The sequence below is a fragment of the Pseudomonas sp. VA159-2 genome (assembly GCF_024126635.1).
GTDB classification, from domain to species: Bacteria; Pseudomonadota; Gammaproteobacteria; order Pseudomonadales; family Pseudomonadaceae; genus Aquipseudomonas; species Aquipseudomonas muyukensis.
In genome coordinates this window covers 119,346-138,753 of the sequence record NZ_JAMYBV010000011.1, presented here as the reverse complement: position 1 = coordinate 138,753, position 19,408 = coordinate 119,346, and the positions used below count along the sequence as shown (strand labels likewise).

General features: G+C 66.4%; 17 protein-coding genes and 1 tRNA gene. 9 read left to right on the top strand and 9 right to left on the bottom strand.

Annotated elements, in window-relative coordinates:
* Nucleotides 1-26: 26 nt before the first annotated feature.
* Complete coding sequence (locus tag NJG22_RS13470; RefSeq protein WP_253095133.1) at nt 27-299, top strand: hypothetical protein; 273 nt, start codon at nt 27-29, stop codon at nt 297-299.
* Nucleotides 299-796 (top strand): DNA-binding protein, encoded by a 498-nt coding sequence (locus NJG22_RS13465; protein ID WP_253095132.1) that lies wholly within the window; start codon nt 299-301, stop codon nt 794-796. Before NJG22_RS13470 ends, NJG22_RS13465 begins: the two co-directional genes overlap by 1 nt.
* 37 nt (nt 797-833) lie before the next feature.
* Here NJG22_RS13465 and NJG22_RS13460 read toward each other — a convergent pair whose 3' ends face one another.
* The 4 genes from NJG22_RS13460 to NJG22_RS13445 form a co-directional block, all read right to left on the bottom strand.
* On the bottom strand, nt 834-3,374 hold the full coding sequence (locus NJG22_RS13460; protein WP_253095130.1) for a TonB-dependent receptor: 2,541 nt from the start codon (nt 3,372-3,374) through the stop codon (nt 834-836).
* A gap of 129 nt (nt 3,375-3,503) precedes the next feature.
* Nucleotides 3,504-4,451, bottom strand: coding sequence for a FecR domain-containing protein (locus NJG22_RS13455; RefSeq protein ID WP_253095129.1), 948 nt, complete (start codon nt 4,449-4,451; stop codon nt 3,504-3,506).
* The gene (locus NJG22_RS13450; RefSeq protein WP_217853211.1) at nt 4,448-4,969 is read right to left on the bottom strand and encodes an RNA polymerase sigma factor; all 522 of its coding nucleotides are present in this window, start codon (nt 4,967-4,969) and stop codon (nt 4,448-4,450) included. The genes NJG22_RS13455 and NJG22_RS13450 overlap by 4 nt, the downstream gene beginning before the upstream one ends.
* Before the next feature lie 77 nt (nt 4,970-5,046).
* A complete protein-coding gene (locus NJG22_RS13445) occupies nt 5,047-6,063 on the bottom strand; it encodes a DUF4917 family protein (protein WP_253095128.1) in 1,017 nt (338 codons plus the stop codon).
* A 144-nt stretch (nt 6,064-6,207) separates the two neighbouring features.
* Between NJG22_RS13445 and NJG22_RS13440 the strand changes: the two genes are divergently transcribed.
* From NJG22_RS13440 to NJG22_RS13420, 5 genes are all read left to right on the top strand, one after another.
* Nucleotides 6,208-7,266, top strand: coding sequence for a glycerophosphodiester phosphodiesterase family protein (locus tag NJG22_RS13440; protein ID WP_253095127.1), 1,059 nt, complete (start codon nt 6,208-6,210; stop codon nt 7,264-7,266).
* Nucleotides 7,267-7,340: 74 nt separating this feature from the next.
* Nucleotides 7,341-7,877 (top strand): RNA polymerase sigma factor, encoded by a 537-nt coding sequence (locus NJG22_RS13435; protein WP_253095126.1) that lies wholly within the window; start codon nt 7,341-7,343, stop codon nt 7,875-7,877.
* Entirely contained in the window at nt 7,870-8,832 is a 963-nt protein-coding gene (locus tag NJG22_RS13430) for a FecR domain-containing protein (RefSeq protein ID WP_253095125.1), read from the top strand. Before NJG22_RS13435 ends, NJG22_RS13430 begins: the two co-directional genes overlap by 8 nt.
* A 133-nt stretch (nt 8,833-8,965) precedes the next feature.
* Nucleotides 8,966-11,329, top strand: coding sequence for a TonB-dependent receptor (locus NJG22_RS13425; RefSeq protein WP_253095124.1), 2,364 nt, complete (start codon nt 8,966-8,968; stop codon nt 11,327-11,329).
* 7 nt (nt 11,330-11,336) lie between these two features.
* Nucleotides 11,337-12,932, top strand: a complete 1,596-nt coding sequence (locus NJG22_RS13420; protein ID WP_253095123.1) for an alpha/beta hydrolase-fold protein — start codon at nt 11,337-11,339, stop codon at nt 12,930-12,932.
* A gap of 128 nt (nt 12,933-13,060) precedes the next feature.
* On the opposite strand, the gene NJG22_RS13415 is transcribed toward NJG22_RS13420, so the two are convergent.
* On the bottom strand, nt 13,061-14,761 hold the full coding sequence (locus tag NJG22_RS13415; RefSeq protein ID WP_253095121.1) for a SulP family inorganic anion transporter: 1,701 nt from the start codon (nt 14,759-14,761) through the stop codon (nt 13,061-13,063).
* Nucleotides 14,762-14,945: 184 nt separating this feature from the next.
* A complete protein-coding gene (cynR, locus tag NJG22_RS13410; RefSeq protein ID WP_253095119.1) occupies nt 14,946-15,827 on the bottom strand; it encodes a transcriptional regulator CynR in 882 nt (293 codons plus the stop codon).
* A gap of 112 nt (nt 15,828-15,939) precedes the next feature.
* On the opposite strand from cynR, the gene NJG22_RS13405 reads away from it, so the two are divergent.
* Together NJG22_RS13405 and cynS are read left to right on the top strand one after the other, a co-directional pair.
* Nucleotides 15,940-16,599 (top strand): carbonic anhydrase, encoded by a 660-nt coding sequence (locus NJG22_RS13405; RefSeq protein WP_217853230.1) that lies wholly within the window; start codon nt 15,940-15,942, stop codon nt 16,597-16,599.
* Between the two features lie 31 nt (nt 16,600-16,630).
* On the top strand, nt 16,631-17,101 hold the full coding sequence (cynS, locus tag NJG22_RS13400) for a cyanase (protein WP_253095117.1): 471 nt from the start codon (nt 16,631-16,633) through the stop codon (nt 17,099-17,101).
* Between the two features lie 107 nt (nt 17,102-17,208).
* Here cynS and NJG22_RS13395 read toward each other — a convergent pair.
* The 3 genes from NJG22_RS13395 to NJG22_RS13385 form a co-directional block, all read right to left on the bottom strand.
* Nucleotides 17,209-17,282, bottom strand: a tRNA-Gly gene (locus NJG22_RS13395).
* A gap of 116 nt (nt 17,283-17,398) precedes the next feature.
* Nucleotides 17,399-18,283: an alpha/beta fold hydrolase gene (locus tag NJG22_RS13390; protein WP_253095116.1), complete on the bottom strand. Its 885-nt coding sequence runs from the start codon at nt 18,281-18,283 to the stop codon at nt 17,399-17,401.
* 422 nt (nt 18,284-18,705) lie between these two features.
* On the bottom strand, nt 18,706-19,398 hold the full coding sequence (locus NJG22_RS13385; RefSeq protein WP_253095115.1) for a pseudouridine synthase: 693 nt from the start codon (nt 19,396-19,398) through the stop codon (nt 18,706-18,708).
* Nucleotides 19,399-19,408: the final 10 nt, after the last annotated feature.

The following is a 19,408-nucleotide window of genomic DNA, read 5'->3' as shown; positions in this document are numbered from 1 at the left end:
CTGACACCCATACTGGAGCGCAGTCGATGGCCCGTCCTACCCATCCCAACAAGGAAGTCGAGCACACCCTGAGCCACGCTGAAGCGCAGGGTTGGAGGGTCGTGGTACGAGGGGGCCAGTGTTGGGGGCGCATCTACTGCCCCAATAACGACCGCGAATGCCGCTGTGGCGAGTTCTGCATCACCAGTGTGTGGAGTACGCCGCGAAACCCGGGCATCTTCGCCCGGCAGCTGCGCCGGATCATCGACAATTGCACGTCGACGCGCGGGATCGTCAACCAACCAGCGGAGCGCACCTGATGGAATACGAATTCACCCTCAAGTATCAATTGGCCGGCCCGCAAGACCTCGACGCGCTGATCGAGCGCCTGGCCGACGCCGGTTGTGACGACGCCGTGGTCGGCATCGGCCAGCCGGGTCGTGTGGCCCTGGCCTTCGCCCGTGAGGGCGCGACGGCCCGGGAGGCGCTGCACAGTGCCCTGGCGGATGCCCGCCAGGCCATGCCCCAGGCCCGGCTGATCGAGGCCAGCCCCGACCTGGTCGGCCTTACCGATGTGGCGCAAATGGTCGGTGTGTCGCGGCAGAACATGCGCAAGCTCATGCTCAGCCACCCGGGTAGCTTCCCGGCACCGGTGCATGACGGCAGCCTGTCGCTCTGGCACCTGGCCGATATCCTGGCCTGGATGCAGGCGCGCGGTAGCCATGCGGTGGCCCAGGCCGTGTTGGAGCTGGCGGTGGTCGCCCGGCAAGTGAATCTCGCCAGGGCACAGGAGCGGGCTGGCGCCGAACGCGATTGACCCGCTGCGCCATGCACTCCCTTGCATCGTCGCGGGTTCAGAAGAACCGGGTAACGCTGATCTTGGCGTTACGCCCGACGGTAAAGGCGTTCTCCCCCGACAGTTCCGGCCGCACGGCCTTGTTGAACAGGTTGTCCACCGTCAGGTTGACTTCGGTCCCCTTCAGGTAGGGCTGCTGTGGCTTCCAGTTGGCGAACAGGCCATGGATGTCGTAGCGCTCGTTACCGAAGTTGTCGTAGTAGCGATCACCCAGGGCGCTGGCCGGCCCTTCGAAATACTTGTCGCTGGGCAGGTGCTTGGTGGCCCCGACGAACTGCGCGGTCCAACCCACGCGGGCATCCCAGGCCGGGATCTTGACGCCCAGCGTGGTGATCCATTTCGGTGCCGGCACATCCTTGGCCCAGACGTCCGGCCCCCAGGGGTTGGTGTACGCGCCTTGGTGACGGCCTTCCATCCAGGCGTAGGAGACGGCGCCGAACAGGTAGGTGGAGTCGTAGAAGGTCTCGATCTCGAAGCCCTTGTACACCACGTCGCCGATGTTGCGGTAGTTGCCCATCAGGCCCTTGCCACAGGTCTTGTCGATGCTGCCACCGGTAACCATCTGTTGTTGGCAGCCGATACCGGTGGCCTTGAAGATCTCGTCGCTGACCTTGTTGCGAAACAGCGTGGTGCGAATCTGCGCGCTGTCGCCCTGGGTGAACACATCGGCAAAGGTGCTGATGCTGCCGGCGCGCAGGCCAGTGATGCGTTCCGGGTCGAGGTTGCGGCTGGTGGCGGTGCGGCTGCCGATGCCTTGCACTTCGAACTGCTCGTCCAGCACCGGGGCGCGCCAGGTCTTGCTGTAGTCGGCGAACAGCACGGTCTGTTCGGTCATCTTCCAGAACAGCGACAGGCGCGGCGACCAGCCGGTGTAGGTCTTGGCGCTGTAGTCGTGGCCGGCGGCCGGGTTGTTGTAGTACGGCGCCTGGTTGGGCTTGCCTTCGTTGGTGACGTGGTCGTAGCGCAACGATGGGGTGATGGTCAGGTCGCCCAGGGTGATGGCGTCCTGCAGGTAGTAGCCCTGGCTGTCGACCTTGCCGGCGGGCATGAAGTAGGGCTGGTAGTGACCGTAGTTGTAGCGGGGTATTTCGTAGGACTTGCCGGGCATCCACATCTGCGTGTCGCGATCATGCCGACGCACTTGCACGCCGGCGGTCAGGGCATGCTCCAGTGGCCCGGTGAGGAAGGTGCTGGTGTTGGTCACCTCGAGCATGCGGTCCTGGTACTCGGTATCCATGCGCCGCCCGCCGGTGGACGGCTGCAGCACCGCGTTGGCGTTGCGTTGGTCGGTTTGCCGGGTATCGGACTCGGAGTACTTCACTTGCAGGTCGAGCCAGGGGTTTTCGATCGGCTGGTACTTGTAGGTGGTCGACCAGGTGGTATCGACGGTCGTGCGGTTGGCCAGGAAGCGCTTGAGGGCGTCGGCGTAGCCGTACTTCTGGATGTTCGCCGCCGACGGCGGTACCGAGTAGGCGGTGGAGGCGAACGTGGCCCAGCGTTCGCTTTGCGAGCGCGACCAGGAAAAGCCCAGGCTGTGCTCGTCGGTGAAGTGGATGTTGGCCTTGAGCAGCGCGCCTTCCAGGTCCAGGGCGCTGTTGGGCAGGCGCTGCGGGTTGATCGGCCAGCTGTTGGTGGGGTCAGGCAGCTTGTCGGCCATCTTCAGGTCGCCACCGTCACGTTTGGTGAAATAGGCCAGGCCATCGATGCGCCCGTCGTCGCTACGGCCAAACACCGCCGAGCTGTAGACCTGCTGGTGATCGTTGCTGGCGTAGCCGTACTTGAGCATGGCGCCACTGTTGCGGCCCTCTTGCAGCAGGTCGGTGGCGTCCTTGGTTTCCATGTGCACGCTGCCGCCGAGGCCGCCATTGCCGGTCTTGACCGAGTGCGGGCCTTTCTCGACCTCGATGTACTTGATCAGCTCCGGCTCGATGAAGATGGTGCCTTGCTGGTAGCGCTCGAAGCCGCTCTTGGGAGCGCCGTCGACGGTCATCGGCACGTCTTCGGCATCGCCCATGCCCCAGATGTTGATGGTCTGCCCGCCAGGCTTGGCCGAGCCGCCCATGTTCACCCCGGGCAGGGTGGCCAGTACGCTGGGGATGTTGCTTGGCTGGTAACGGTCGATCTGCTCCTGGTTGAGGGTCGAGCGGCCGACGTTGCTGGGGTCGACCTGCTGGCCGTCACCGACGATGCTCACGGCGCCAAGTTGCAGGCTGTTGTCGGCGACCGGGTCGTCGTCGCGCAGGCGTACCACATAGGTATTGCCCATGCGCACCACGTTGAAGCGGCTGCCCACCAGCAGGCGGCCGATGGCCGCCTCGGCCTCGTAGTCGCCCTTGAGCGCTGGTGCCTGGGCGCTGCCGAGCAGGGCCTCGTCGAACAGCAGTTGCACCTTGGCCTGCTGGGCCAGCTGGCTTAGCGAGCGGGCCAGCGATTGGGCCGGCAGGTCGAGTGGTACCGGCGCGGCTTCGGCGGCCAGGCTCACGGACAGGCACAGGGCGAGCAGGGTGGGTCGGAGAGGCAGGCAGTGCAGCGACAACATGGTTTCCCCCAAACGGCAAAAGGCCGGAACATGCCCGCCATCACAGGGCAGGCGGGGAGGAAGACGCGTGCTTGCGAAAAAACCTCACCTGCGAATGATAAAAATTCTCAAAATTATCGCGCTAGCGCCTCAGCGCCGTTCGATGCGCAAGCGTCCGTCGGCCAGCAGCGTGGTCTTGACTGGCAGCAGGGCCGGCAGGGCATTGAGCAGGGCATCGGGGTCCTGCACGTCGAGGTTGCCGGACACCTTGTAGCGACCCAGCGCCGGGTCGGCCAGCAGTACGGGGTGCTGGCGGTACAGGCCGACCTCGTCGATCAGGCTGGCCAGTTCGCGATTGCGAAAGCTCACGTGCCCTTCGCGCCAGTCGGCCACCGCCTGCTCGCCCAGGTCGTGGCGGGTCAGGGTGCCGCGGGCGAGGTCGTAGGTGGCGCCCTGCTGGGCGCCGAGCAGCACCGGTGGGTGGCGCTCACCGGGGGTTTCGAAGGCCACCTGGCCATGGGCGACGCCGACCACCAGCTCGCGCTCGCCACGGCGCAGGTCGAAGCCGGTGCCGACCACGCGCACGCGGCCACTGCCGGCATCGACGAACAACGGGCGTTCCTTGTCGGCGGCGACTTCGATGTACAGCTGGCCATGGTCGAGGTGGATCAACCGGCGCTCGGCATCGAACGCCAGGCGTAGGCGAGTCTGGGCGTTGACGTACAGCACGCTGCCATCTGGCAGTTGCAAGGTGCGCAGGCTCGGGCTTGCGGCGATGCGCTGCTCGAAGGTGGCGCTGCCGGCCCCCAGGTTGCCAACCAGCAGGGCGCACAGCAGCGCCGCCGCGGTTGCCAGGGCCGGCCGCCAGCGAGGCGCCCGGCGCACGGGCAGGGCGACCGGCCGACTGGCCTGCTTGAGCGCGGCCAGGTCGTCCCACAGTTGCTCGAACTGGCGGTAGGCATGGGCGTGTTCTGTCGTCTGCATCCACTGGCTGAACGCCTTGCGCTCGTCCCGCGTCGGGTTGTTGCGGTTGCGGCTGAACCAGCTCGCCGCCTGGGCGTCGATCGGCTGCGGGTCGAGCGCGTCGGTGGGGGTCATGGGGACTGCTCCGTGCCGGTGTCACTGTCCAGGCGTTGCTTGCATTGCAGCAGGGCGGCGGCGATGTGCTTTTCGACCATGCTGACGGATATGTTCATGCGCGCGGCGATCTGGGCCTGGGTCAGGCCCTCGAAACGGTGCAGCATAAGGGCTTCGCGCCGCCGCGGCGAGAGCTCGTCGAGCACTTGGCGCAATTGATTCAGCCGCTGCTGTTGCTGGGCATGGTCCAGCGGGTCGTTGGCGGCTGGTGCCTGTGCATCGGCCAGGGGCTCGTCGGCCAGCGCCGCATGGCGCACCTTTTGCCGGCGCCAGTGGTCGCTGAGCAGGTTGCGCGCCACCTGGAACAGGAAGGCCCGGGGTTGCTCGACCTTGGCGCGGTCACGGTAGCCCAGCCATTGGGCGAACACATCCTGGGTCATGTCCGCGGCATCGCTGGCATTGTCCATGCGCTTGCGCAGGAAATGCAGGATGTCGGCGTAGAAACCGTGGGCGACAGGGTCGGGTTTTGGGCGCTGCATGCACGCTTTCCGGGGCAGACCGTGGGGAAAGGGTGCGGATCTTATCGATAATTATTTACATTAGCAAAGTGCCTGGCTCAACGCCGCCGGTTGAAATCGGCTGGCACCGGGATCGCCAGTTGCGGCAGGCCCAGGGGATGGCTGGAGGCGTCGAAGAAATGCAGCGGCAGAGACTGAAGATCGCCGAAACGCTCGATGAAGTGCTGCTTCTGGTTGACCACCGACGCCTCGCTCAGCGGCCGTATGGCGATCGCCAGGTGCCGCGGCCGTGCCTGGCGGATGGCGTCGAGCAGGTGCTGGTCGCTGGCGTCCAGGTGCTGGCCGAACAGGCACAGCCCGCCAGCCTCGCGGGCCAGTTCGCCCAGGCTCCAGGCCAGGTAGTCGGAGCCGCGGATCGCACGCAGCTTGTCGTCGCTGGGGCCTTCGTTGATGAACAACGGGACTTCGCCGGGAATGTTCACGGCGAAGCCTTCGAGCAGCTCGGCTTGTTCGGCGCTGCGCTGGCGGGTACTGCCATCGGGCAATTTCAACAGGTGCATGCCGCCATGCAGGTGGAGGATGCGCGTGCCTTCGCTCGCGGTACGGCGCACGTCGAAGAAGCCCTGTTCATCGAACAGGTTGGCGAAACCGTGCGGATGCTCTGCCACGGCCCAGGGCAGGATCAGGTCGTAGTTGCTGGTGTAGACGTTGCGAAACTGACGCAGGGCCTGGTTGATCGTCGCGCGGGCCGTGGCATCGAACAGCGGCCAGGGCAGGTGCACGGCGCGCACCGCGTGGATCAGCGCTTCCTTGATCGAGTAGTAGCGGTTGAGCGGTGCGGTGGCGTTGATCGCCAGCGCCGCGTTGGTCCGTGCCGTGATGTTCAGGTGGCTGAGCAACGGTTCGAACAACTCGCTGCCCACGGCTTTGAACAGCGCCTGGTCACTCACCCCCAGGCCCTTGTGCCGGACCTGCTGGGCTTGCTCGTACAGCGAGAAGTAGCCGAATGGCTTCCACAGCGCGCGGCTGGCACCGTTGCCCAGGAGCAGGGCAGTGCTGGGGTGGCGCTGGTTGAGGTCGGTCCAGGTGGGCAGGTGGGCGTCGAGTGCGGGCATGGGTGGTCCGTTGGGTGAGGCGGAAAACGCCGGGGACTTTAGCATGTCATGCAGAGTGTGCGAGGCTTGCGCGCTCAAGGACTGCACCGTTGACCCTGCCGCCCCCTCGCAAGGGGCGGTCCCGATTTGCAAAGGACTACCTGAATGTACAAAACCCTCCTGCTGGCCACCTTGTTGGCGACCTCCACTGCCCAGGCCGCCGACGGCCAGGCACTCGCCACCGCCCAGGGTATTGCCCGCCCGGCGGTGATCGCCCACCGGGGCGCTTCCTTCGATGCGCCAGAATCCACCACCCCGGCCTACCTGCTGGCCCGCGAACTGGGCGCCGACTACCTGGAAATGGACTTGCAGCGCACCCGCGACGGCGTGCTGGTGGTGGTCCACGACGACGTGCTGGCGCGTACCAGCGACGTCGCCGAACGTTACCCCGAGCGCAAGGCCAGCCCGGTCAGCGCCTTCACCCTGGCCGAGCTCAAGGCGCTGGACGCCGGCAGCTGGTTCAACAAGGCCTATCCCGAGCGGGCCCGGGCAACCTTCAAGCAGCAGCGCATCCTCACCCTGGACGAGGTGATCGATATCGCCGAAGGCAACCCCGCGCGACACCCTGGGTTGTACATCGAAACCAAGGAGCCGGCGCAGTTCCCCGGCATCGAACAAGACCTGAAAAAACGCCTCGAAGCCCGTGGCTGGCTGGACAAGCCGGGCCGGGTGATACTGCAGACCTTCGACCGCAACAGCCTCAAGTTGCTGCACGAAGCTATGCCGCAGGTACCGAAGATTCTCCTGCTGTGGGTGGCCAAGGGCAGTATCGAACCGGCTTCCGGGCAGGACTTCAGCGAGTCTGGCGAGCAGGACAAGGCGGCCTTCTACGCCCGTCAGCAACCCAAGGACCGTGCCGAGTTCGAGCGCTGGCTGGACTACGCCAAGGCCGACGGCGCCATCGGCACCGGCCCTTCGGCGGTACGTACCCACCTGGGCGAGCAGAGTTATTCCGACCTGATCCAGCCCTGGATGAACCAGGCCAGCCACGCCAAAGGGCTGCTGGTGCATGTGTACACCCTCGACGCTGCAGTGGATTACGACAAGGCGATGAAGGCCGGTGTGGACGGCATCTTCACCAACCGCGCCGGCGAACTGATGCGCTTCTATGGCCGGCCCGTACCACAGAACGAAGGGCAGTTGCTGCGCAAGCTGGGCTACTGAGCCGCTGGCGATGGCTCGACGACATGTGTGAGAATGATAGGAATTCCTATTAAAGGCCTCGCACAGTCACCGCAATGACCAGCCTTTCCACCCCCTGGAACGCCCAGCCGGCGTTCCAGGCCATCGTCGATGATCTCCTGGCTCACTACAGCGACCTGCGGCGCTACCTCGGCGGCCGTCTGCGCAACCCTGACGACGCCGCCGACATCGCCCAGTCGAGCTTCGCCCAGGCTTATGCCCATGCGCTCAACGCCCCGGTGATCAACGCCCGTGCCTTGCTGTTCCAGGCGGCGCGCAACCTGTGCATCGACCAGTATCGGCGGCGCAGCAGCGAGCTGGCGGCACTGGAGGACTGGTTGCTGCGCGCCGAGCCGTTCAGCCCGAGCGTGGAAGCGATCATGATCGCCCGCGAGCAGTTGCAGCACCTGATTGCGCGCATCGAGCGCATGCCGCGCCTGCGCCGCGAGGTGTTCGTGCGTGTGCGCCTGCATGGCCATAGCCATCGTGAGGTGTGCGCGGCGCTGGGGTTGTCGGCCAAATCGGTGGAGCTGCATATCGCCCGGGCGGTGTTCGACTTGTCCGAACTGCGTTTGGCGGCGCGTCATGACTGAACCGGTGGCGCCGCGCAGGGTGCAGCAGGCGCTGGCCTACCTGGCGGCGCTGCATGGCGATGATCCCGAGCGTGTGCGCAAGACCCAGGGGCTGGCCCAGCGCTGGCGCGGTAAAAGCCCCGAGCATGAACGGGCCTGGCAGGAAGCCGAGCAGCGCTGGCAGCTGGTTCACCGTCTGGCCCCGCAATTGCGCGGTGCGCTGCAGCCGCAGGGGTTCGATCCGGCGCGTCGGCGCGTGCTGCGCCAGGGCGGCGCCCTGGCTTTGCTGCTGGCCGCCGGTGGTTGGCTGGGTTGGATGGTCCAGCGCGGTGCTGCCTACCAGCAAGACCTGCAGACCGCCCACGGGCAAGCGCCGCAAACCTTGGCATTGCCCGATGGCAGCCAGTTGCGGGTGGCGGCCGAAAGCAACCTGCGGGTGCGTTTCGACACTGGCCAGCGCCAGGTGCTGTTGCTGCACGGCAATGTCTACTTCGATGTTGCCCACGAGCGTTGGCGCTCGTTCCTGGTCAGCACGCGCCTTGGTTGGGTGGAAGTGCTCGGCACCGCCTTCACGGTCAGCGACCGCGGCGGCCGGGTGCAGGTGGCTGTGGCCCGGGGGCGGGTACGGGTGCGTGACCTGCAAGGCGGCGAACAGCAGCTGCAGGCCGGCGAGCGGATCTGCCTGGACGGCGATGGGCGCCTGGGCAGCCTGCGCGTCGGCGGGGCGTACGGCCCGGACCTGGCGCACTGGCAACGTGGCTGGTGGTCGTTCACCGACCAGCCGCTGATCGAGGTGATCGGCGAGCTCAACGCCTATGTCACGCCCAGGGTTCAGGTCGACCCCGACGTGGCCGGTCTGCGCCTGACGGGGAGTTTCCCCAGTGACCAGCCGCAGGTGCTGCTCGCGGCGTTGCCGGCCATCCTGCCGGTGCGGCTGGTGGCGCGGCAAGGGCAGCAGCGGCTGGTGCGCCAGTGAGTCGGCCGCTCGGCTTGGACATGCCGGCCCCCCGGCAATCTCGAATCGAAGCGGTAGCGTTAAGTTTCTTTTGAGGGGTAAACCGCCGCTGCCGCGTCTTCAGCTGTGAACCCACCTCTGGCAAGGACTGATCATGTCGTCGTTCACCCCCCGTTTCCCCGGCCCCCTGCGGCGCCTGGCCCTGGCCTGCGCCCTGGGTGGCAGCAGCCTGGCGCTGGCCGACAGCCAGGCGCTGAGCCTCGACCTGCCGGGCCAGTCGCTGGAAGCCACGGTGCATGCCCTGGCCCATGAATCGGGGGTGGCGATCGCTGCCGACAGCCGCTTGCTGGCCGGACGCAGCGCGCCGGCCCTGCACGGCCGCTACACGGTGTTGCAGGCCCTGCGCCAACTGTTGGCCGGCACCGAACTGGTGGCGGTGGAAGAGAGCGGCGTGATCATCCTGCGCGGCCCCGGCGATGACGGCGCGCTGACCCTGGGCGCGACCACGGTCAATGCCTCGGGCTTCAACAGCGACCTGCCCGAGAGCTACAGCGGCGGCCAGGTGGCCCGCGGCGCGCGGATCGGCATGCTGGGCAACCGCGACCTGATGGACACCCCCTTCAGCGTCACCGCCTACACCGCCAAGACCATCGAGAACCAGCAAAGCGGCACGGTCGGCGCGGTATTGCGCAACGATCCGTCGATCCGCTTCAGCACTGGCGAAGGGCATGCCTACGAGAACTTCATGATCCGCGGCTATGCCCTCGATTCCACCGAACTGGCGCTGGGTGGCCTGTACGGCCTGGCCCCCGATGGCCACGTACCGACCGAGTTCCTCGAGCGGGTCGAGGTACTCAAGGGCCCTGGCGCCCTGCTCAACGGCATGGCGCCCAACGGTGGCGTGGGTGGGGTGGTCAACCTGGTGCCCAAGCGCGCCGGCGAAGCGCCGCTGACCCGGCTGACCAGCAGCTATGTGTCGGACGGCTATGTGGCCGAGCATGTCGATATTGGCCGGCGTTTCGCCGATGGCCGTTTCGGCGTGCGCTTCAACGGCGTGTACGGCAGTGGTGACACCGGCGTGAACGAACAGTCCAAGGACCGTACCCTGGCCTCCTTGGGGCTGGACTACCGCGGCGATGACTTCAAGCTCGAGCTGGACGCCTACGAAAGCCACGAGAAACTCGACAACGGCAGCCCGATGATGGCTGGGTTTTCCAAGCTCAAGCAGGTCACCCGGGCTCCGAAGCCGGACACCAACATCCTCGAAGGCATCCATGCCAAGCAGATCAGCAAGGCCGTGGTGGTGCGTGGCGAGTATCAGCTGGACGACAGCTGGAGCGCCTATGCCAGCGTCGGTGGCGCGCGTACCCGCTATGCCGGTTTCCTCAACGGGACCCGGGTGGTGGTGACCAAGGCCGATGGCAGCGCCAGCGGCGAAACCTACAACCAGGCCGGCTACACCCACAGCCTGTCCACCGAGGCCGGCCTGCGCGGCAACTTCATGACCGGCCCGGTCAGCCACCAGCTGGTGCTCAGCACCACCTTGCTGCACCAGGACATCGGCCGCGCGCCCACTGTCACCGGCAAGGGCTACACCACCAACATCTATCACCCCGGCAAGGCGATCATCGCCGCCGACCCTGGCAGCAGCCAAAAGACCGGCGACAACACCCTGTCGAGCGTTGCCGTGGCCGACACCCTGGGCTTTCTCGACGAGCGCGTGCTGCTGACCTTGGGCGTGCGCGCGCAGCGGGTGCGGCAGAAGATGAGCAACCCATCCTATGACGAGCGCAAGCTGACCCCGGCCCTGGGCATCGTGCTCAAGCCCTGGGACGCGCCCGTGTCGCTGTATGCCAACTACATCGAGGGCTTGACCCAGGGCGGCATGGTCACCGACGTGAAGGCGGCCAACTACAACGAGCAGTTCGCGCCCTATGTCGCCAAGCAGATGGAGGCCGGGGTGAAGTGGGACCTGGGCGATTTCACCCACACCCTGGCGCTGTTCCAGATCGACAAGCCGAGCATGATCTACGACAAGCCCAGCAACCGTTACACCGACGACGGCGAGCAGCGTAACCGGGGCGTGGAGTGGACGATGTTCGGCGAACTGGTCCCCAGCGTGCGCCTGCTCGGCGGCGTGACCTACACCCGGGCGCAATTGAGCAAGACCGCCGGTGGCGCGATGGACGGCAACACTGCCCGTGGCGTGCCGGCCTGGTCGGCCAACCTGGGGGCCGAGTGGGACCTGCCCTGGGTCCAGGGCCTGACCCTGACCGCGCTGGGCATTCACAGCAGTTCCCAGTACCTCGACTCCGCCAACGAGCTGAAGATCCCGCAGTGGACCCGTTACGACCTTGGCGCGCGCTATGCCACCCGCGTGCTGAGCAAGGACGTGACCCTGCGCGCCAGCCTGGAGAACGTCGAGAACCGCGCCTATTGGGCTGGGGTGTTCAACGACGGTTATGCCACCGTCAGCGAGCCACGCACCCTGAAACTTTCCGCCAGCATCGACTTCTGAGGTGAACATGCGACGCATCAAGCAATGGACCGGCCTGCTGGCCCTGGCGACCTGGGTGTCGGCGTCGGCCCTGGCCGTCGAAGGGCCGGCCCTGGTGGTCGGGCAAGCGGTCCACGGCCAGGTCGGTGGTGCCAGTCGGCCGGTCTGGCAATTGCCTCTGCAGGCCGGTGATCTGGTGCGCGGCAAGGTGGACGGCGATATCAGCCTGCGCTTGCTCGATGCCCAGGGGCGTCCTGTGCGCCTGTTGATCGATGGCCTGGACCAGCCTCGGGATTTCCTGTTCGTCGCCGAGCAGGCAGGCGATTTCGCCGTGCGTGCCGAGCCGCTGCCAAGCCGCCCGAATGCGCGCTTCGCCTTGCGCCTGGAGCAAGTGCTGGCGCAGGCCGAACAGCGCCGGCCAGACGAGCCGTTGCGCAGCCCGGCCATGCGGGCACTGGTGCAACAACTGGCGGCAGGCGCAAGCACCGAGGCATTCTGGAAGGCACGGGCCGAGGCCGGCACGCCCATGGTCGAGGCGCTGCCTGGGCAACCTGGGCAGCGCCTGGTGACCTTCCTCTGGCGTGGTGCGCGGGACAACGTGCGGGTGTTCGGCGCCCCCACCGGCAGCCATGAAGCGCTGCTGCGCCTGGGCCGCAGCGATGTCTGGTATCGCAGCTTCGAGGTACCGGCGGCCAGCCGCCTGAGCTACCAGATGGCGCCCGATGTACCGGCCTCCGACGACCGCCGGATGATTCTCGCCACTACCCGCCGCGACCCGCTCAACCCGCACCGCTTCGCCGACGCCAGCGGCGATCCATGGTTGTCGCGCTCGCGCCTGGAGCTGCCGGATGCCGCGCCGCAGCCGTGGGTACAGCGCCGCGCCGACGTGCCGCGCGGCAGCGTCGAGCGCATGCGCCTGGCCAGCACGCTATTGGGCAATGAGCGGGATATCTACCTCTACCGCCCGGCCGGCTGGCGCGCGGGCAAGGCCGACCAGGCACTGCTGGTGCTGTTCGATGCCCATGCCTACACCCGCCAGGTGCCGACGCCGACGATGCTCGACAACCTGATCGCCGATGGCCTGGTACCGCCCACGGCGGCGATCATCATTGCCAACCCCAGCGGTGCCAGCCGTGAGCGGGAGCTGCCGCCCAACCCGCTGTTCGCCCGCTTCATGGCCGAGGAACTGATACCCTGGGCCGCTGGCCAGGGCCTGTCGGCGCCGGCTGCGCGCACGGTGGTGGCCGGCTCCAGCTACGGCGGCCTGGCATCGGCCTACCTGGGGCTCAGGCACCCGGAACTGTTCGGCAATGTGCTGAGCATGTCCGGCTCGTACTGGTGGCCGCTGACTGGTGGGGAACCCGGCTGGTTGACCCGCGAGTACGTCAAGGCCCCACGCCAGCCGCTGCGGTTCTATCTGCAATCCGGGTTGTTCGAAGGGCCGAAGATCGTCGATACCAACCGCCACCTGCGCGATGTGCTGTTGGCCAAGGGTTACCCTGTCGAGCAGGTGGAGTTCCCGGCGGGGCATGACTATCTGCAATGGCGCGGCAGCCTGCCTTGCGGGTTGATCAGCTTGCTCGGCCCGGGTACCCAGACCGTGGCGCAGGCGTGCGTTCCATAGGAGGCAGGTGCCTTGATGAGGCGGGGGGTGTTGTGGGGGGCCGCAGCAACGCCCTGGCTGGCACGCCCCTGGTCCCAATCACCTAGGGTCGCTACCTGAACATCGACAGACGGCGTAGCCCCTTTCCCTTACTGTTGTTTCAGCGCCTGGCGACTCCTGTTGCGCCATACCCGATACGCCCGGATCCCCGCGCGCACCGAGCCGAACAGCAGCTTGTCCTCCATCTCCCGGGCCATGCCCGAGCGCACCAGCATGCGCAGGAAGGTGCCGCGGGCACGGGCGATGGCGAAATGGATGCCCTGGGCGGCGAGGGTGTCGCGTACCTCGCGCAGGGCGGCGATGCCACTGACATCGATGCTGGTCACCGCCTCGGCGTCGAACAGCACCACCTGGGTCTGCTCGCTGCCCTGCACGGCGTCGAGCAGGCGCATCTTGAAGTAGTCGGCGTTGAAGAACAGGATCGCGTCGTCGAAGCGGTACACCAGCAGCCCCGGCACGGTGCGCGCGTCCTTGTGCTGGCGCACGTCGACCTGGCCCTCGACGCCCGGCATCCAGCCGAGCACCGCGTCGGTGGGCTGGTAGATGCTGTACAGCAGGCGCAGGATGGCCAGGGTCACGGCGAACACGATGCCCGGCAGCACGCCCAGGCCGAGCACGCCGACGGTAGTCAGCAGGCACAGCCAGAACTCGAAGCGGCTGAGGCTGCGGATGCTTCTTAGCGACTTGACGTCGATCAGCCCCCAGCCAGCCATCAGCAGCACGGCGCCCAGCGCCGCCTGGGGGATCCAGGCCATGGGCGCGGTGAAGAACAGCAGGATCAAGGCGATCACCAGCGCGGCGATGATGCCCACCAGTTGGCTCTTGCCACCGACCATGTCGTTGACCGCGGTGCGCGAGTCGGCGCCGCTGATGGCGAAGCCCTGGGAGATACCGGCGGCCAGGTTGCTCACGCCCAGGGCGACGAACTCATGGTTGGCGTTGATCGCATAGCCATGGCGGGCGGCGAAGCTGCGGGCGGTGAGCATGGCGCTGCAGAAACTGATGGTGGCGATACCCAGGGCGTCGCGCAGCAGGCTCTTGGTTTCCGCCAGGTTGCTTTGCGGCCAGGCCAGCTCGGGGATGCCGGCCGGCACCGGGCCGAGGATCGCCACACCGAAGCGATCCAGGCCGAACAGCCCGGCCAGGGCAGTGAACACCACCACGGTCACCAGTGCCGCCGGCAAGCGCGGGTAGCGCCGTGGCAGCCAGATCAGCAGGCCCAGCCCGGCCAGGCCGATGGCCAGGCTCAGCCAGTGGATCTCGCCCAGGCGCTGGAAGAAGTTGATCAGGCTGAGGATGAAACCATCGCCTTCGATCTTGAACCCCACCACCTTCGACAACTGCCCGGCGATCAGGCTCAGGCCGATGCCATTGAGGTAGCCGATCAGGATCGGGCGTGAGAAGAAGCTGGCGATGAACCCGGCCCGCGCCACCCCGGCGCCGATCAGCATCGCCCCTACCAGCACGGTGACGATCACCGACAGCTCGGCGATGCGCTGCGGGTCGCCCAGGGCCAGGGGCGCCACGGCGCCGCCGATCATGGCGCAGGTGGCGGCATCGGGGCCGACCATCAACTGGCGCGAACTGCCGATCAGGGCGTAGACCATCATCGGCAGCACGCAGGCGTACAGGCCGTATTGTGGCGGCAGGCCGACGATCTGCGCATAGGCGATGGCGATGGGGATCTGGATCGCGGCCACCGACAGCCCGGCCTGCAGGTCGGCATGCAACCACTCGCGACGGTAGTGCAACAGGTTGGCAAGGCCCGGTAGCCAGCGGGAAAGAAACATGCGCCGTCCTTTGGAAATGTTTCGGGAAGCTTAGTGTCTGTACGAAATGTATATGCGCCGCCAGCCGCTGCGCGTGCCAGTCGATTCTGGCGCAGGCCATGGAACATGGCCATGGGCCAGGTCAATGAACGGCGTCCGGCGATGCTGCGGTGTAGGCGCCCTGCTTTTCCAGCAAGGCGGGCGCCTACGGTTTGCCGGCCAGCTCGTGCGCCACCTCGATGAACGCACGCGCGGCGGCGCTCTGGTAGCCACCCCGGCGTTGCAGCAGCGCGGCGGTGCGTTCAAGAGGCCAGGGCAGCAGGGCCAGGGCGCTGAGGCCATCGGTGTCGGCGGCGATGGCGGCCGGTAGCAGGGTCGACAGCGATGTGCGACGCACCACCTCGAGCACGGCACTGATGGCGTTGGCCTCCATCAGGATGCGCGGGGCGATGGCGTGCTGGCGGCAGTAGCGGTCGATCTGCTCGCGGGTGGCGAATTCGCTGCCGAGCAGAATCAGCGATTGCTCCCCGAGTGCCGGCGCATCGATCGCCGCCTGCCCGGCCAAGGGGTGCCCGTCACCGACCACCAACGCCAAGGTCTCCACCAGCAGCGGGCGGGCCTCGATGTCCTGGGCATGTACGGGTTCGAAGGCGATGCCGACATCCAGTTCATCGGCCAGCAGCAGGGCTTCCATCTGTTCCTGAGGCAGTTCGCGCACGCGCAGGCGGATATTCGGGTAGCGGCAGTGGAAGGCTTCGACCAGCGGCCCGACCAGGTAGGCGGTGAAGGTCGGCGTCACTGCCAGGCGCAACAGGCCTTCGCTCAGGTCGGCCACATCGTGCAGGGCGCGCTGTCCCTGTTGCAGCGCCTGCAGCGCGGCGCGGGCGTGGCGCAGGTAGACCTCGCCGGCATCGGTCAGGCGGGTGCTGCGCCCGGAGCGGTCGAACAGCTGCGCGCCGAGGCTGTCTTCCAGTTGCCGAACCTGCTGCGACAACGCCGGTTGCGAGACATGCAGCGCGGCAGCGGCGCGGGTGAAGCTGTGGTGTTCGGCAACGGCCAGGAAGTAATGGACATGACGGGCGAGCATGGTTTGCCTGCATAAGATAATCCGATGCGCTTCATCATAAATGAGACTTTTACCTTATGGTAACCGCTGTCTAACCTCTGCTCCATCGCCACGCGAGCTAGAGGTTTGCACCATGCAGGACATCATCGACGGCTTCCTGAAGTTCCAGCGCGACGCGTTCCCCGAACGCGCCGGGCTGTTCCGCGACCTGGCCAGCGGGCAACAGCCGCGGGCCCTGTTCATCTCCTGCTCGGACAGCCGGCTGGTGCCGGAGCTGGTCACCCAGCGCGAACCGGGCGAGCTGTTCGTCATCCGCAACGCCGGCAACATCGTGCCCTCGTACGGGCCGGAGCCGGGCGGCGTGTCGGCCTCGGTGGAATACGCAGTCGCCGCGCTGCAGGTCAGCGACATCGTCATTTGCGGCCATTCGGACTGCGGCGCCATGAGCGCTATCGCCAACTGCGCTTGCCTCGAGCACATGCCCGCCGTGGCCGGCTGGCTGCGTTACGCCGAGTCGGCCCGGGTGGTCAACGATGCCCGGCGCCATGCCAGCGCGGCGGCCAAGGTCGAGTCGATGGTGCGCGAGAACGTGATCGCCCAATTGACCAACCTGCAGACCCACCCCTCGGTACGCCTGGCCCTGGAGCAGGGGCGGCTGGCGCTGCATGGCTGGGTCTACGACATCGCCAGTGGCCGCATCGACACTTTCGATGGCGCCAGCGGGCGCTTTGTGTCCCTGGCGCATCACCCCGAGGTGCGCGCCCTTGCCCCGCAACTGCCACGTGCGGTTTGAAACCGATTCATCCCACCCTAGGAGCAATGCCATGATCCAGTCCCAAGTCAGCCAGAACGCCCGTCTTGCCCTGACCGACGTCATCCTCTTGGCCAAGGCCCGCAAGGACCTGTCGTTCGCCCAGATCAGCGAGGGGACCGGCCTGTCCGAAGCCTTCGTCACCGCCGCGCTGCTTGGCCAGCACGCCTTGCCGCGAGACGCGGCCCAGGCAGTCGCCGATACGCTGGGCCTCGATGCCGACGCGGTGGCCTTGCTGCAGGCCATTCCGCTGCGCGGCAGCATCGACAACCGCGTGCCCACCGATCCGACCATCTACCGCTTCTACGAGATGCTGCAGGTGTACGGCACCACCCTGAAGGTGCTGGTGCATGAGAAGTTCGGCGACGGCATCATCAGCGCCATCAACTTCAAGCTGGAGGTGAAGAAGGTCGAGGACCCGGAAGGCGGTTCGCGGGCGGTGATCACCCTGGATGGCAAGTACCTGCCGACCAAGCCGTTCTGATCGCACAATGCACAAGGCCCGGCTGGCGTGTCGCCAGTCGGGCCTTGTGCGTGGATTCGGGGTGTTGCCAGAGGCGCGATGGATACAGCGGGTATCCAGGGCGAAAGTGGAGCGGGTAGAGGGAATCGAACCCTCAACTAAAGCTTGGGAAGCTTTCGTTTTGCCACTAAACTATACCCGCTTCGGCGCTCGACTTTTTACCATAACCCCCCTCCAATTAGAAGCCCAAGGTTATAAAAAAGCCTGTCGGCGGCCCGTAGCCTGCGGGTGAGGGAGGGCTACAGGTCGCCGATGCGCTCAGATTGCCAGTGCATGCTGCCCCTGTACCGGTGTGTAGCGTTGGCGGGGTTCGCGCACGACCGGCTTGAGGAAGCCGAGCATGGCGCTGCGGGTGGCCTCGCAGGCGGCCTTGTGCTCCATGTCGAGGAAGTGCCCGGCATCGCGGATGACGCTGAACTGGCTGCGCTCGACATGCTGGCTGAACTGGCGGGCATCCTCGACCGTGGTGTACTCGTCACGCTCGCCGTTGATGAACAGCACCGGGATGTCGATGTTGCGCGCCGCCTTCAATGCCCGCGCCAGGTCGTGGTCGAGCACCTGGTTGATGTGGAAGTGCATCTGCGCGTACTCATGGCTGTCCAGGCTGCTGACATGCCGGTAGTTGAAGCGCTTGAACAGCGATGGCAGGTGCTTGCCGATGGTGTCGTTGACCAGGTTGCCGACCTGGTAGCGATCGCAGGCGGCCAGGTACTGGCAGCCACGCTCCAGGTAGTCGCGCATCGGTTCGTTGATCACCGGCGAGAACGAGCTGACGATGGCCTTCTGCACCAGGCGTGGCTGGTGCGCCAGCGCCAGCAGGGTGCAGGCGCCGCCCCAGGAGAACGACATCACGTGGTCGGCACGGAAGTGCTCGATCAACTCGAGCAGGATGTGCGCCTCGGTCTCCTTGCTGAGCAGGCGCTCCTGGCGGTTGTGCGGCTTGGACTTGCCGGCGTACGGCTGGTCGTACAGCACCACGTTGAACTGCGGGTGCAGGTTGCGCACGGTCTGTGCGAACGACGCCGTGGTGGCCAGCGAGCCATTGATCAGGATGATGGTCTTCTCGGCGCCATGGGCGCGATGCAACTCCGTGTAAACCCGGTACTGCCCTTGGATATCAAGTACAGCGATTTCTGGCCTCATGTCATCGACTCCTGGCGCAAAAAGGGTATTCGCGTCACCTAGGGTGCACGTTCTTTATGACAGGTAGGCATTTGCCTGGAAGAGAAACCGGTGGGCCCTGGTGTCGATCCTTGACGCGTTTGTCGACGGTGATTGTTGTGGCGGGCGATTGCCGTGCCCCAGGGCATCGAGACCCCGGGTGGCCGGCAAGGGCGTCTTGGACTACGGGTGTGACTTTATGGTCACATGCAGACCGACGAGTTAGCAGTCAAGCAGCGGCGGCGCGATCGCGCAAGTGCCGTTCAGAGGATCTTTTGCCAGGGAGCGCCTGAGTGGTCTTGCCCACCCAGGCGCCGGCGTGCCGGCGAACACCGGCAAGGCCGGTGCCATCCACAGCGGTGCCTGGTTCGCCAGCAAGGCTGGCTCCTACAGGGCGATGTGGATCAAACAGCGGCGATTTCTGCTGGATTCAAGGCCCTGAACTCACCTGGGGCCAAGGTTGGGTCGAGCTCGATCGGCCCCATGCGCTCGCGGTGCAAGCCCACCACCTTGTTCTGGAAATACCCGAACATCCGCTTCACCTGGTGATAACGCCCTTCGACGATCGCCAGCCTGCCCTCGCGCGGGGCGAGGATGTCCAGCTGGGCAGGCTGGGTGGTGAGGTCCTCGAAGGCGAAGTAGAACCCCTCGCGGAACTTGTCGATGTAATGCGCGCCGATCTCGTCCTCGGTGCGCACTCGATAGACCTTCGGCAACTTCGTGCGGGGCTGGGTCAGGCGTCGTGACCACTGGCCGTCGTTGGTCAGGATCATCAGCCCGGTGGTGTTGTAGTCCAGGCGCCCGGCGATGTGCAGGTCTGCGCGCAGCTCTTCGGGCAGCAGATCGAGCACCGTGCGGTGTTGCGGATCCTGGGTGGCGCTGACACACCCGGCGGGCTTGTGCAGCATCAGGTAGCGCGCCGGGCGGCCTGCCTGGTGCACCTGTTCGTCCACCTCGACGCGGCTGAATTCACGCACCGGGTGCAGCGGGTCGGTCACCACCTCGCCGTCCACGCGCGCACGGCGCTGGATCAGCAGCAGGCGTACTTGCTGGCGGTTGTAGCAGGGCAGGTTGCCGAGGAATCGGTCGAGGCGCATGGTGGCGGGT

Excerpts from the sequence above, each read along its gene's own strand:
- cynR (WP_253095119.1), bottom strand. The coding sequence starts at position 15,827 with ATGCTCGCCCGTCATGTCCATTACTTCCTGGCCGTTGCCGAACACCAC.
- NJG22_RS13460 (WP_253095130.1), bottom strand. The coding sequence starts at position 3,374 with ATGTTGTCGCTGCACTGCCTGCCTCTCCGACCCACCCTGCTCGCCCTG.
- NJG22_RS13440 (WP_253095127.1), top strand. The coding sequence starts at position 6,208 with ATGTACAAAACCCTCCTGCTGGCCACCTTGTTGGCGACCTCCACTGCC.
- NJG22_RS13450 (WP_217853211.1), bottom strand. The coding sequence starts at position 4,969 with ATGCAGCGCCCAAAACCCGACCCTGTCGCCCACGGTTTCTACGCCGAC.
- NJG22_RS13435 (WP_253095126.1), top strand. The coding sequence starts at position 7,341 with ATGACCAGCCTTTCCACCCCCTGGAACGCCCAGCCGGCGTTCCAGGCC.
- NJG22_RS13470 (WP_253095133.1), top strand. The coding sequence starts at position 27 with ATGGCCCGTCCTACCCATCCCAACAAGGAAGTCGAGCACACCCTGAGC.
- NJG22_RS13455 (WP_253095129.1), bottom strand. The coding sequence starts at position 4,451 with ATGACCCCCACCGACGCGCTCGACCCGCAGCCGATCGACGCCCAGGCG.
- NJG22_RS13415 (WP_253095121.1), bottom strand. The coding sequence starts at position 14,761 with ATGTTTCTTTCCCGCTGGCTACCGGGCCTTGCCAACCTGTTGCACTAC.
- NJG22_RS13430 (WP_253095125.1), top strand. The coding sequence starts at position 7,870 with ATGACTGAACCGGTGGCGCCGCGCAGGGTGCAGCAGGCGCTGGCCTAC.
- NJG22_RS13465 (WP_253095132.1), top strand. The coding sequence starts at position 299 with ATGGAATACGAATTCACCCTCAAGTATCAATTGGCCGGCCCGCAAGAC.
- NJG22_RS13390 (WP_253095116.1), bottom strand. The coding sequence starts at position 18,283 with ATGAGGCCAGAAATCGCTGTACTTGATATCCAAGGGCAGTACCGGGTT.
- cynS (WP_253095117.1), top strand. The coding sequence starts at position 16,631 with ATGATCCAGTCCCAAGTCAGCCAGAACGCCCGTCTTGCCCTGACCGAC.
- NJG22_RS13425 (WP_253095124.1), top strand. The coding sequence starts at position 8,966 with ATGTCGTCGTTCACCCCCCGTTTCCCCGGCCCCCTGCGGCGCCTGGCC.
- NJG22_RS13445 (WP_253095128.1), bottom strand. The coding sequence starts at position 6,063 with ATGCCCGCACTCGACGCCCACCTGCCCACCTGGACCGACCTCAACCAG.
- NJG22_RS13420 (WP_253095123.1), top strand. The coding sequence starts at position 11,337 with ATGCGACGCATCAAGCAATGGACCGGCCTGCTGGCCCTGGCGACCTGG.
- NJG22_RS13405 (WP_217853230.1), top strand. The coding sequence starts at position 15,940 with ATGCAGGACATCATCGACGGCTTCCTGAAGTTCCAGCGCGACGCGTTC.
- NJG22_RS13385 (WP_253095115.1), bottom strand. The coding sequence starts at position 19,398 with ATGCGCCTCGACCGATTCCTCGGCAACCTGCCCTGCTACAACCGCCAG.